The sequence below is a fragment of the Trinickia soli genome, assembly GCF_002879855.1.
GTDB classification, from domain to species: Bacteria; Pseudomonadota; Gammaproteobacteria; order Burkholderiales; family Burkholderiaceae; genus Trinickia; species Trinickia soli.
In genome coordinates this window covers 36,919-50,207 of sequence record NZ_PNYB01000006.1, presented here as the reverse complement: position 1 = coordinate 50,207, position 13,289 = coordinate 36,919, and the positions used below count along the sequence as shown (strand labels likewise).

The window sequence follows — 13,289 nt, the reverse complement described above, 5'->3', positions numbered from 1 at the left end:
CGGTATACGTTTCACGATGAAGCGCTTCGAACCGAGCTTGCTCGACAAGCTCTTCGACGACGACCCCCGCTCGCCTGCGCCTGCCGCCATGCGCCAGTGGTCGATGGACGAGCTCAAGGGCCGCGTTGCGCGCGATGTCGAGGCGTTGCTCAACACGCGGATCGTGCTGACCGAACACGAATTGGCGAAGCTGCCCGAATGTCAGCGCTCCGTGCTGACATTCGGTTTGAACGATTTTTCAGGCTTGAGCCTGGCGAGCCACGTCGATCGCACGTTCATCTGCGATTCCATTGCGCAGGCCATCGCGCGCCATGAGCCACGCCTGCGCGACGTCCGCGTCTCGCTGGAAATCAACGAGCAGTCGACGAACGTCCTGTATTTTGTCATTCGCGCGAAGCTCGTCGTCCACCCGGCCGAAGAGCCGGTCAGCTTCGACGCCATGCTGCAAGCGTCCACGCTGCAATATTCGGTCACGCGATCGCGGCGCGCGGTAGATGCGACGCGCTCGCGCGGGCGCGAATCCGGACTCGGCTAGTCGACATAAGAGCGGGCGCGCTCGGGGATATCGATGGAAGCGTTGCTGCCTTATTACGAGCGCGAATTGGCGTTTTTACGCCGCTACTCGCGCGATTTCGCCGAGCGATACCCAAAAATCGCCGCCCGTCTTGCACCGCTCGGCGAGCAGGGCGACGACCCGCATGTCGAGCGCATGATCGAGTCGTTCGCGCTGCTGACCGCGCGCATCAACAAGAAGCTCGACGACGATCTGCCCGAATTTACCGAAGCGCTGCTCGAGGTGCTCTATCCGCACTATCTGCGGCCGTTCCCGTCGTGCTCCATTGCGCAATTCGGCTTGCCGCGCGACGGCCGGCCGCTCGAGCCGGCCACGATCCCGCGTGGTACTGCGCTCGCGGGCCGCGAGATCCGCGCAGTGCGATGCCAATTTCGCACCGCATACGAGGTGACGCTGGCGCCCGTGCGCCTCGCGCACGCGCAGTACACACCGCTTGCCGATGTTTCCGCCTCGGCCATTACGCTGCCCGGCGACGCTTCCGCGCTGCTGTCGTTTACCTTTGAGACGACGTCGCGCGAGCTGATGCTATCAGCACTCAATCTGGCCAAGCTGCGGGCCTATCTGCACGGCGAGCAGTCGTTCATCGCGGCGCTGGCCGACTCGCTTTTCATGAAGTCGATCGGCGCCTATATCCAAACCGACGAGAGCCGCCTTTGGCGCCCGCTCGCGGCGGTACCGATCGAGTTGGCAGGCTTTGACGAGGCGGACGCGCTGATCGATTATCCGGCCAGGTCGCACCCCGCTTATCGAGTGCTCAGCGAGTACTTCGCGTTTCCCGAGAAATTCAACTTCGTCGACTTCGACTTCGGCGAGATGGTCCGCGTCGCAGGGCGGTGCCGCCGCCTGACACTGCATGTCGCGCTCGGCGAACTGCGTGACGAACCGACGATCGAGCGGCTCGTGGAATCGCTGAGCGTCAATCATGTCAGGTTGTTCTGCACGCCGGTCGTCAATCTGTTCGCGCAGCGCGGCGAGCCGATCCACGTCAGTCACGAGGCGGTCTCGTATCCGGTCGTTGCCGACGCGCGACACGCCCGCGCTTACGAAGTCTATTCGATCGATCATGTCTGCCGGGTCGAAACACGGCAGAACGGGCAAACGATCACAGAGTTTCGGCCGTTCTACTCGCTTCATCACGACGAGGCAGCGCGCGTGGGGCGTTACTGGTTTGCACGCCGCAACGAATGGGTCGCGCAGCACAGCCCTGGCTACGAGACGGAAATTTCGATCGTCGATGCCGATTTCGATCCGCTCGACGCCTGCACCGATACGCTGAGTCTCGCGCTGACCTGCACGAATCGCGACCTGCCCGCGAGGATGGCCGTCGGTCTTGAAGGCGGAGATCTATTTGCGCAGCCCGACCTGCGCACCGGCACGATCCAGCTGCTGTCGCGGCCGAGCGCGAGCGTGCGCGTGGAGCGCGGCGCGCCGCTGCGATGGCGGCTCGTGTCGCATCTGTCGCTCAACCACGTTTCGCTGGCCGCGGGCGGCCTCGCCGCGCTCAAGGAACTGCTCGCGCTTTATGACATTCGCCGCACGCCCGTGTCCGCCCGACACATCGCAGGCATCGTCGGCATCGAGCAACGGCCGGCGGTGCATTGGCTGGCCGGGCGCCCGTTCGCGACCTTCGTGCGCGGCGTCGAGATCCGGCTGACCTTCGACGAGTCGCACTATGTGGGCACCAGCCTCGCCACGTTCGTGCGCGTGCTTGATACGTTCTTCGGCCTGTTCGTTCGCTTGAACAGTTTTGTGCAACTCGTGGCCGTGGCCGGCCGCACAGGCGAGGAGATCTTGCGATGCAAGCCGCGCAGCGCGGAATCGACGCTGGCGTAGTCGAGCGCCTGCTCGACGAGCCGTACCGGTTCCAATTCTTTCAAGCGGTAAGGATGCTGGATACCTGGTTCTCGCGCGAGGCCGCGAAGGCCAGCGACGATGGACGCCGGTCCAGTGAGCGCGGCGCGAACGGTGTCGTCTTTCGCAACAGCCTTGCCGTCACGTTCCCGCCGAGCGAACTCGAGCACGCGCTGCCATTCGGCATCGACGGGGCCCCGCTGGCCGAGCCTGACGCCCGGCGCTCGGCGCTGGGGCAGCGCAAAATCGACCGCGTTGAATTGACCCCCGCCTTTTTCGGCTTGCTCGGTGGACAGGGCACGTTACCGCTGCACTACACCGAGCAGTTGATCGGACGCGCTCAGATCCAGCGCGATCATGCGGCGCGCGAGTTTTTCGACGTTTTTTCGAATCGCGCGACGGCACTCTTTTACGCGGCGTGGAAGAAGTATCGGCTGCCGTTCCATTACGAGCTCGATCGCGACGAGCGCTATCTGCCGTTGCTGCTGGCGCTGGCCGGCGTGCCCGATGGGCCGACGCGTGCGCACATGCAAGCGGGCCGCGGCGCGTTGATCGACGAAGCGATTGCGGGCTACGCGTTGCCGGCGCGGCATCGACCGATGTCGGCTGCCTATCTTGCACAGGCGCTGGCCGAATACTTTCGTGTGCCCATACGCGCGGAACAATATGCCGGCAGGTGGTATGCCGTCCCGCCCGAACGGACGACGGTGCTCGGCAAAGTGAATGCGACGCTCGGTGCGACGGCGCTCGCCGGCGAGCGGGTCTGGCAGCGCGACATGCGCGCCCGTATCGTCGTCGGCCCGCTGACCAAGCGCGAGTACGAAGCGTTCCTGCCGGGCGAATCACGCGCGATCGCGCTCGAACGCATGTTGACGCTGCTCGCCGGCATCACGATCGAATACGAGGTGTCGCTCGTTCTTGCCCGCGCAGAGGTCGGCGCGAGCCAGCTTGGCGGCGGCGCGCGGCTCGGCTACGACGCGTTTCTTTGCACACGCGAAGCCGAGCGCGACCGCGACGACGCACGCTACGAGTTGAACGTCATCCACTAGATCCGGATTTGCCTTCGAGCAGCCCCGAACTCTCATTCCATACGAGAAGCGACTCACTATGAGCACTCCCCTGAAGACTCTCATCGCCAAGCTCGATACGCTGTGCCTGAACGCTGCGACACGCTCCGCAAGCGTGTGTCTGGCGCGCGGCCATTACGAGGTCGACCTCGAGCATCTGCTGCTGGCGCTCATCGAGGAGCGGACGAGCGATGTCTCGGTCGTGCTGCGTGCGAATGGGCTCAGCGCCGAAGCGCTGCGCACCGATCTCGAACGCCAACTCGAACGCATGAAGACGGGCAATACGCGCACGCCCGTGTTTTCGCAGCACCTGATCGCGCTGTTCGAGCAGGCGTGGCTCATCGCTTCGCTCGATTCGCACGTCGCTCGCATTCGCTCGGGGCACCTGCTGCTCGCGTTGCTCACGTCGCCGGAACTCGCGCAGTTCGCCGAGCGGATGTCGTCGATTTTCTCGCGTGTGCCGATCGACCAACTCAAGCATCGGTTCGATGAAGCGACAAGCGGGTCGATCGAAGCGGAGCAGGTCGCCAACGCCGCAGCCAGCGGCGAAGCCGCGCGCGGCGCGATCGATCCTACCCTGCCCGCGGCGCCGTCCAAGACGCCGGCGCTGGACACCTACACGACGAACCTCACGCAGCGCGCGGGCGAGGGCCACATCGATCCCGTCATCGGGCGCGAAGCGGAGATCCGGCAGACGATCGACATCCTCATGCGCCGCCGCCAAAACAATCCGATTCTGACGGGCGAGGCGGGCGTGGGCAAAACGGCCGTCGTCGAAGGCCTGGCGCTGCGCATCGCGGCCGGCGACGTACCGCCGCCGCTCGTCGGCGTCGCGCTGCACGTACTCGATATGGGATTGTTGCAGGCGGGGGCGAGCGTGAAGGGCGAGTTCGAGAATCGCCTGAAGAACGTCATCGACGAGGTCAGGAAAAGCGCGGTGCCGATCATTCTTTTCATCGACGAAGCCCACACGATTATCGGCGCGGGCGGGCAGGCGGGCCAAAACGATGCGGCGAACCTGCTCAAGCCGGCGCTGGCCCGCGGCGAGCTGCGCACCATCGCGGCGACGACGTGGAGTGAATATCGCAAGTATTTCGAAAAGGATGTCGCGCTCGCGCGGCGCTTTCAGGTCGTGAAAATCGACGAACCGGGCGAAACGCTCGCCTGTGCGATGGTGCGTGGCCTGGCCTCGCGGATGGAGTCGCATTTCAACGTCCGTATTCTCGACGAAGCGATCACCGAGGCGGTGCGCTTGTCGCACCGGTACATCACGGGGCGGCAGTTGCCTGACAAGGCGATCGGCGTGCTGGACACCGCCTGTGCAAAGGTGGCGCTCGCGCAGGGTTCGACGCCGGCCGCGATCGACGACACCCGAAAACGGATCGAGCGTATCGACGCCGAGATCGCCGTGCTCGAACGCGAGCGCGCGACGAGCACCGCGGCGCAGCCACACGAGGAGCGGCTCGCGCAGTTGCGTGCGACGCGCGAGGCCGATCTGACGTCGCTTGCCGCCGATGAGGCACGCTACGAGCAAGAGCGGGCACTGGCGCAGCAGATCGAGGCGTTGCGGCGCGAACTATCGCCGCAGGCGACGGATGATGCCCAGACGACCAGCGCCGACCTATCCGCGCAACGCGAGACGCTTGCGAGGTTGACGTCGGAGCTGGCCGCCTTGCAACAGTCGAGCCCGATGGTGCCGTTGCAGGTCGACGGCCACGTTGTCGCAGAGATCGTTGCGGGCTGGACGGGTATTCCGCTCGGTCGCATGGTCAAGGACGAAATCGATACTGTCCTGTCGCTCGACGCGTTGCTCGCCGCGCGTGTGATCGGTCAAGACCACGCGCTCGACGCGATCGCGCAGCGCGTGCGCACGGCGAGCGCGAATCTCGAAGATCCGCACAAGCCGCGCGGCGTGTTTCTGTTCGTGGGCCCCTCCGGTGTCGGCAAGACGGAAACGGCGCTTGCGCTTGCCGATATTCTGTACGGCGGCGAGCGCAAGCTCATCACGATCAACATGAGCGAGTATCAGGAAGCGCACAGCGTGTCGGGCTTGAAGGGCTCGCCGCCGGGCTACGTCGGCTACGGAGAGGGCGGCGTGCTGACCGAAGCCGTTCGACGCAATCCGTACTCGGTCGTGCTGCTCGATGAAATCGAAAAGGCCCACCCCGACGTGCTCGAAATGTTCTTCCAGGTGTTCGATAAAGGCACACTCGACGATGCCGAAGGACGCGAGATCGACTTCCGCCATGCGTTGATCATTCTCACGTCCAACGTTGGCTCGGCTGCCGTCATGCAGGCCTGTCTGAATCAGGAGGACGATGCGCTACCCGACGCGCAAGCGCTCACCGAGTTGTTGCGGCCGCAGTTGTACAAGGCTTTCAAGCCCGCGTTTCTCGGCCGCGTCAAAGTCGTGCCGTACTACCCGATCTCTGACGATGTGCTGGCGCAGATCATCGAATTGAAGCTCGAGCGCATTCGCGAGCGCGTCGCTGCGAATCATCGCGCCACATTCTCGTGGGACGAATCGCTCATCGACGCAGTACACGCGCGTTGCACCGAAGTCGATTCGGGCGCACGCAACGTCGACCATATTCTGAACGGCACGTTGTTGCCCGAACTCGCGCAGCACGTGCTCGGCCGCATCGCTCAGGGCGAACGCATCGAACGGATCGACGTGCGTGCGCTCGAATCGGGCGACTTCGAATACAAGGTTTGCTGATATGCCGATCGACCTCGCACCACTCGTCGCACCGCTCGAAGGCGCATCGCCATGCGGAGAAGACCTGCTGTTTTCCACCGAATTCGACGCGATCCAGCACGCCCGCCGCTTCGACGACCCTTCGCTCGATCAAGGCGAATGGGTGACCGACATCAAAGAGGCCGATTGGGGCTTCGTCATCGAGCGCTGCACGCTGTTGCTCACGACGCAAACGAAGGACCTGCGTTTGGCCGCGTGGCTGACCGAAGCGCTGGCGATCAAGCAGGGCGTGGCGGGACTATCGCAAGGGTATGCGTTGATCGCGGCGCTCAGCGAGCAGTTTTGGGACAGTGTGCACCCGCTGCCCGAAGGCGACGACACCGAGTACCGGCTCGGCAATATCGGCTGGCTTGTCGGTCGCAGCTCGCAGTTGCTGCGTGAGGCGCCACTGACGCAAGCGTCGGCCGGCGCCTTCACCGGGCTTGATTGGGAAGTGGCGATGAACGTCGCACAGGCGATCCGTCGCGAGCCCGATCGTGCCGACGAACTCGCGCGCGGAAAACCGTCGATCGAGCAGATCGAGGTAGCCAAGCGCGCGACGCCGGCGGCGTTCTATCGAACGCTGCTGACGGATCTGAAAGCGTTCGAGACCGCCATGCTCGCGTTGGAGCGGGAACTGGACGCGCGGGCCGGCACCGCGGCGCCCAGCTTCCGGCAGGTGAAAGACGCTTATGAGTTCGTCTTCGGGCTTGCCGAGCGATTTGCTCGCGATGTCGGCGCAACGCTGGAGCCCTCGGCGCCGCCTCAACCTCCGGCCGCCCATGGCGAGCGGGCCGAACCCAGCTTCAAGACAGCTCCTTCCCTCGAGACTTCGATGCAAGCCCAAGCCGACGCGCGTGCTGCCGTACCTCATACCGGCCCGATTCAAAGCCGCGCCGATGCCGTCGCGCAGTTGCGCGCCGTCGCGCGTTTCTTGCGCGCGACCGAGCCGCACAGCCCGGCCGCGTATCTCGCCGATAAGGCCGCCGAGTGGGCCGATATGCCGCTGCATCAATGGCTCGCGGCCGTGGTCAAGGACGACGGCTCGCTCTCGCATATCCGCGAGTTGCTGGGCGTGAAGCCCGACGAGGGGAATTGAGCCGTGAGCAGAGGGGGCAGGGCAGGGCGCCGAGGTGCGGCCCTGTTGCCCCGGCCCTGTCGCTTTATTGACCGACGCGGAATTCGATGCGTCGATTGCGGGCGCGGCCATCGTCGGTGTCGTTCGACGCGATCGGCTGGTCGGGGCCCACGCCCATTGTCATCATCGACCGCGGCGCGACGCCTTTCGTGACGAGATAGCCCTTCACGGCATCGGCGCGCGCCTGGCTCAATGTGATATTGGCCGCGCGGCTGCCGGAATTGTCGGTATGGCCGATGATCTCGATCGTCTTGCCCGACATCCTGGCAAGTACGCTCGCCATTTGATCGAGAATCGCACGGCCTTGCGGCGCGAGCGTCGCGCTGCCCGTTTCGAATTCAATCGTGCGGTTGGCGAGCGTCGTATCGAGCAGTCCCTGCTCCGACGCACTGACACGCAGCCCGTTGCGGATCGTATAAGTCGGGTTCAGCGCATTGGCCATGTCGCTCGCAATCTGCTGGCGCTGCGACTCGTTCGATACTTCGCCTTTCACGTCGATCTGCGTGCCGTCGATTTTGAGTTGCCCTTTGCTGATCTGCTTGAGTTGCGGCCCGAGCAGCTTCTGCACATTCGCACTCCAGTTCGGCGGCGTCGCGACGCTGCCCACCTCGATCTGATCGACGACGCTGCCGGCTCCGTAGGTTTCGCGCAGACGTTGCAGGACGGCGCTATGCGTGGCTTCATCGGGCACCTTGCCGCTTACGACGACTTGTCCCGGCGCCGCATCGGCGGGGGCCGGCATGCGCCCGCTCGCATTGGTGGCGCCGGCCATGCTCGTGGCCGTCGGTTGTCCCGGTGCGGGCAGCGCCGCGACGCGGACGCGGGCGCCGCCGTTGTCGACGGGCGTAACCGTGGCAGGGGTGCTGTCGTCGGCGTGCGCGGCGACCGTCGCCACACAGCCCGTTGCGACGAGGATGGCGGCCAGCACGCCCGACGCGATGCGGCGCGCGTAGGCCGGACTTGCCGGAGGAGAATGTCGTTGCGAGTCGCGACGCAACTTCGCAACCAGGCCGCTCGTCGTCACGTCATGCTCCGACGAACGCTTCGCGGAACGTATCGACCGCGATGCGCAGCGACAGCTGCGGTTGTTCGAGATAGCTGACGAGCTTGCTGATTCCATGTTCGTTCTGGGCGTGGTCGTCGATCCATTCGGGATCGTCGATGTCGATGTTGTGAGCCGCATAGGCCTGCGGATCGATGACGCTATGCAGTGTCTTCGCCGATGCGCCGTTAAAACCGATCACGAGCCGTTCGCGTTCGGCGATCGTGCCGATGAATACAGCGAGCTCGAAGTCGGCCTGCGCGAGGAACGGCGCGATCAGTTCGAGCCAGAACGCGGCGACGAGGCTGCGATAGAACGTATCGTTCGGCAGCGGCAACGTAAGACCGCGTTCGAGGTTCGGCGCATGGCTGAGCATGACAGGCTTGAGCAGCGAACCGAGCGCGAGCATGGCGCCGCGCAAGCGCACGGGATGGCCGCTCCCGAGCAACATCTGCTCGAGGCCGGCCAGTGTTTGATGTTCGAGGAAGTCGGAAAACGTGCCGTCGTGCGAGTTCGTGTAACCGACATCGATCGGCACCTGCGTATCGCCGAGCGCTTGCAATGCGGCGCTCGGTTCGTCGCAATCGTAGAGCGTGCGCATTTGCGTCGAGGCGCGCGTCCAGAGGCGCGCGAACGCGAGCGGGCTGCGGGCGAGGAAGGCAAGCGGGCGCTCGACTTCAAGCGCCGTTGCGGCCAACAGCGGGAAACGACGCGAGGAGATATCGTGGCTCGACATGAAGTGGCCCGCGATCGCGAGCCGGCTTTGCGAGCCGAGGAAGGCGAAATGCATCGGCTTCGCGTTCTCGTACACGATCTTCCAGCGAGGATCTTCGGCGAGCAGCTCCAAGGCTTGCGCGACCCATTGGTCGAGCGTCTGCAGCAGTTGCGGATTGTGCGTGCTCTTAACGAAGTCCCCGCGCGACGGGATCTTGCCGAAGTAGGCGAGTTGCGCCTGCACGGTTTGCGTCATTGCGCGGCTCCTGTATTCGAGACCGTCGCGTTGACGGCCGAGGGGGAGGGGAGGGGCGAAGGCGCGGCGGCATTGGCCGTGGCGCCGGACGCGACCGGCGCCGGCGCCGATCCGCTTGCTTGCGCGGCGGCCGTGCGTGCGGCGGCAACGTCGGCGACCGACTCGGGCAGACGCGTGCCGCGCAGGCTTTGCTGCTGCGGGGCGTTGCCGCTGCCGCCGCTCGTGGGCTGCGAGGTGCTGATGATCTTCATGCTGAGCGCGACGGTGACGCTGCCTTGCGTCCATGACAGCGAGAACGTGCCGTCGGGATTGCGCGTGCGCTGCGCCGAATTGATGAGCTTCTCCAAACCGTAGCGGCCCGGTTCGTTGACGAGCTCGATCGTGCGGCCGTCGAACGACGTCGCGGTCAGCGTCGCGCCGGGCGAGCCCGCCGGGTTGGGCCAGACGAAGTTCGTCCATTGCGGCGGCGTATTCCGATAGCGCAATTGCTGGCCGTCGATCACGATCGTGTACTCGGTCGTGCCCTGGCCCGGCTGCGGCATGATCTGGAAGACGGTTTGCGGTTCGGCCGCGCCGCCGCCGCTCGTCGCCGCCGCGCCCGCCAGCGGGGCGACCCAGCGAGCGAAGCCGTTCGTGAAGTCGGGCGAGAGCACGATGCCCATGCCACCCCACGTGCGTGGCGAAAGGGTGTCCCCGCGCCGCACGGCAAGCGGGCCGAGCGTCGTGCCGACGAACTTGGAAATCGCACCGTCGGGACCGAACACCTGCGCGATTTCGCTTGCGCCGGCTTCGACCTTGGCGTCGCCCGAGAACGGGTACTTGTTGGCCAGCGACGTTTCGAATGTCTGGTAGACCTGTGCGTTCCAGACCTTGTTGACTTCGTTGCTGGCCGGCTCGATGGCGACGGCGAACGCCTGCATCAGCGGCCGCACGAGCAGCGGACGCAGCGACTTGCGTTGATCGTCGGTCAGCCCCGTCAACATCTGTTCGTCGACGAATTTGAGCGAATCGGCAAGTTCCGACCCGCTGCCGTCGAGCGTTTGCTGTATCAGCTCGCGTGCGCCGGGACCCGGATCGCCTTGATTCTTCAATACGTTGAAACGCGTACGCACCTTCGAAAGCGTGTCCATGTAGCCGTTCAGCAGCGACGCGTTGTCCTGCTTGGCGACGATGCGTGCAAGCCCGCTGAACGCGATGCCGACCGGGCCGGCCGTGGCCGAGCCGCCGCTCAGATTGACATCGAGATCGACTCCGGCGTTCTGCGCCGCTTGCGTCTTCGACGAGAACAGCCGCTTGAACCAGCCCGTTACACCGTTTTGAGCCTTCTGCAACGTAGTGGATGCAAGCGCCGGGTTATCCCACGCCGTTTGGTCGTAGGCCGTTTCGAGGATCTTGCGGATCGGCGAATCTTGCGGGTCGCCCAGGCGGTTCATGGCGTCGACGGCCTGACCGAAGCTGCCGAAATCGCGCACGGCGATCCCTTGCATGAAGCGCTGCCAATGCTGCGCGTATTCGGTCTTGTACATGCCGACGAGCGCCTTTTGGATCTGCTCGGGGCTGCCTTCGAGCGTGAGATCGTCCTGCGACGCCGTGTTGAGCACCCAATCCTTCGCTTGGAGTTCCTTCGTGGCGGCGTCGCGAATCGCGGGTTTGACATAGTCGAACCACGCTTCGCGCGTGAAGGTGCCGGGGATCGCGTAGCTGCCGCCGACGAGGTTCGTATTGTTTTCGCCGACGATGCGCGCCACGGTCATCGGCGCGAAACGCGTCGAGGCGCGCGCTTTGATCTCCTCATAGACGCGCTGACGAGCCGGCATCCCGCGCACGACCCGGCGCAGGTTTTCGCGCGTCTGATCGATCAGCGAAAGATTCGCATCGATCATCGGCCAGTCGTCGTCCGACACGCGCGAGAGGTAGAACGTGATCATCCGCTCGGCGCTCTTGATCATCTCGTCGCGCGACATGTTGCCGCGATTCGTTTCGAGCCAGCCGCGCCAGAAGCGTGCGAGCTGGTCCGTCAGATGCGCCGCCTCGACATGCCGCTTGTCCGACAGCATCAGGTACGTCTTGAGGGCGTTATAGGCATCTTCGACATTGGTGGGCGACGCATCGCTATACAGTCCGCCTTGAGCGCCGCCGGCCCCTTGGCCCATAGCGTTCGCACGCGTCGACACGGGGATCGCGCCGGACTCGGGCGGGCGCGTCAACGGCGCCAATTGCTCCGGATGCGCATCGACGTCTCTGAGGAACGAGGCGAGATTCTGCGAGACGGGGTCGAGCATCAACTGCTTGACGCCACGGTAATACTCGGCCAATAAGCGCTGCTCCATCCGGTCGCCTTGATAAAGACCCAGCGAGACCGAGAGCGGGCGATCGCGACGGAACTGCTCGAGTTGCGCGATGCGATCTTCGAGAATGTCCATTGCCTGCAGCCGCGACTGCAGATCGTTGCGGTTTTGCTGCAGACGCACGATGTTGTCGAGATCGGCCTGGACGTTCGCGGCGAGTTGCTGGTTGCCGAGCGTCGACCACGTCCAGCCGCCCAGCGCCAGCGCCAGGGCGGCCACGAACGCGAAGAACGTGCCGTAGCGCAGGCGCGTTTTGGCCGGGCTGGCGAATTGTCGGACCGTCTGGCGGTCGGCAAAGATGACCTTGGAGAACAAATCGCGCAGGAAGAACCCGTTTTTCGAGGCGGCGGCTTGCGGTTTGGGCAGGTTGTCGACGGCCAGCCCGAAGCGATGGCCGATGCGCTGCGCAGCGGCGCTGCTCGTCTCGCCCTGTTGCAGCGCGCTCGTGAAATAGAAGCCGCGCAGGATCGGTTTGTATTGGAACGGGTTGTTTTCGAACAGCGTGGCGAGGAAGACCCGCAGCGCGGGCTTGATCGCGAGGAATTCGAGCGGAAAACTCAGTTGCCCCGGCGACAGCATGGCGCCGCGATTGATCGACATCTGCGCGACGCTGATTTCCTTGAGCCCTTCGTAGAGTTCTTCGAAACGCTCGTCGAACAACGTGACGATGTCGCGTTTCTCGTCGGGCTCGTACGGCAGGGTGGCGCCCCAGACGCGCTCGTATTCGTGACGCTCGCCGCCGCTGAAGAACTCGGCGAAGCCCGTGATGAGGTCGGCCTTCGTGAACATCACATAGACAGGCGCGAAGACTTCGAGCTTCTCGGTCAGTTCCTGTACGCGCTGGCGCAGGCTGCGGGCGAGGTTGATCGTGGCATCGGGGCGGCTGCTCGTCAGCTCGGCGATGCTGGCTGTCACGATGATGCCGTTGATCGGCGCCTTCGGGCGGTGCCGCTTGAGCAGATTCAGGAAGCCGAGCCATTCGGTGCGGTCCTCTTCCTGCACCGAATAGCGACCGGCCGTATCGAGCAGGATGCCTTCGGTCGTGAAGAACCAATCGCAGTTGCGCGTGCCGCCGATGCCATGCACCACGGCGTCGGTCTTTTCGGCGAACGGAAACTGCAGCCCCGAATTGAGCACCGCGCTGCTTTTGCCGGCTGCAGGGTTGCCGATGACGATGTACCAGGGCAGTTCGTAGAGCGCCGAGGCGCCCGAGACCTGGCCGATCTTGGAGGTCTTGATCGTGCGGACGGCTTCGGTCAGCCGCTTGCGCAGCATGTCGAGATCGGCCGGCTGAGCGCCGGCAGCCTGGGGCGCCTTGCCCGTCTCGGCCTGTTGCTCGAGCACCTCGCCGAGCTTGCTGCCGGCCCGCCGCGCAGCGATGCGCCGCCACAGCCAGCCGGCGAAAAGCAGCGCGAGCAATGCGGCGAGCGCCAGCGCGGGCCATAGGAGTGGAAGCTCGAGCCAGATCGAGAGGCTGAACACCAGAGCGGCGAAGACGATGACCCCGACGACGGTCATCGTCCGTTTGCTGAACAGCGCATTGAGGAAGCGTTGCATAAGGC

At 64.7% G+C, this 13,289-nt stretch carries 8 protein-coding genes; 5 read left to right on the top strand and 3 right to left on the bottom strand.

What is annotated here, in order from left to right; genetic code table 11:
- The first annotated feature begins 16 nt into the window (after positions 1-16).
- The 5 genes from tssE to tssA are packed head-to-tail and all read left to right on the top strand — an operon-like array spanning position 17 to position 7,328.
- The gene (gene tssE / locus C0Z19_RS08665) at positions 17-535 is read left to right on the top strand and encodes a type VI secretion system baseplate subunit TssE (protein WP_102609409.1); all 519 of its coding nucleotides are present in this window, start codon (positions 17-19) and stop codon (positions 533-535) included.
- Positions 536-568: 33 nt separating this feature from the next.
- On the top strand, positions 569-2,407 hold the full coding sequence (tssF, locus tag C0Z19_RS08660) for a type VI secretion system baseplate subunit TssF (RefSeq protein ID WP_102609408.1): 1,839 nt from the start codon (positions 569-571) through the stop codon (positions 2,405-2,407).
- Positions 2,371-3,474, top strand: a complete 1,104-nt coding sequence (tssG, locus tag C0Z19_RS08655; RefSeq protein ID WP_102609407.1) for a type VI secretion system baseplate subunit TssG — start codon at positions 2,371-2,373, stop codon at positions 3,472-3,474. The genes tssF and tssG overlap by 37 nt, the downstream gene beginning before the upstream one ends.
- 58 nt (positions 3,475-3,532) lie before the next feature.
- Positions 3,533-6,211, top strand: coding sequence for a type VI secretion system ATPase TssH (gene tssH, locus C0Z19_RS08650; RefSeq protein WP_102609406.1), 2,679 nt, complete (start codon positions 3,533-3,535; stop codon positions 6,209-6,211).
- Between the two features lies 1 nt (position 6,212).
- Positions 6,213-7,328, top strand: coding sequence for a type VI secretion system protein TssA (gene tssA, locus C0Z19_RS08645; protein ID WP_102609405.1), 1,116 nt, complete (start codon positions 6,213-6,215; stop codon positions 7,326-7,328).
- 64 nt (positions 7,329-7,392) lie between these two features.
- On the opposite strand, the gene C0Z19_RS08640 is transcribed toward tssA, so the two are convergent.
- From C0Z19_RS08640 to tssM, 3 genes are all read right to left on the bottom strand, one after another.
- Positions 7,393-8,307, bottom strand: a complete 915-nt coding sequence (locus C0Z19_RS08640) for an OmpA family protein (RefSeq protein WP_233196071.1) — start codon at positions 8,305-8,307, stop codon at positions 7,393-7,395.
- 85 nt (positions 8,308-8,392) lie between these two features.
- On the bottom strand, positions 8,393-9,379 hold the full coding sequence (tagF, locus tag C0Z19_RS08635; protein WP_102609403.1) for a type VI secretion system-associated protein TagF: 987 nt from the start codon (positions 9,377-9,379) through the stop codon (positions 8,393-8,395).
- Positions 9,376-13,284 (bottom strand): type VI secretion system membrane subunit TssM, encoded by a 3,909-nt coding sequence (gene tssM / locus C0Z19_RS08630; protein WP_102609402.1) that lies wholly within the window; start codon positions 13,282-13,284, stop codon positions 9,376-9,378. Before tssM ends, tagF begins: the two co-directional genes overlap by 4 nt.
- Positions 13,285-13,289: the final 5 nt, after the last annotated feature.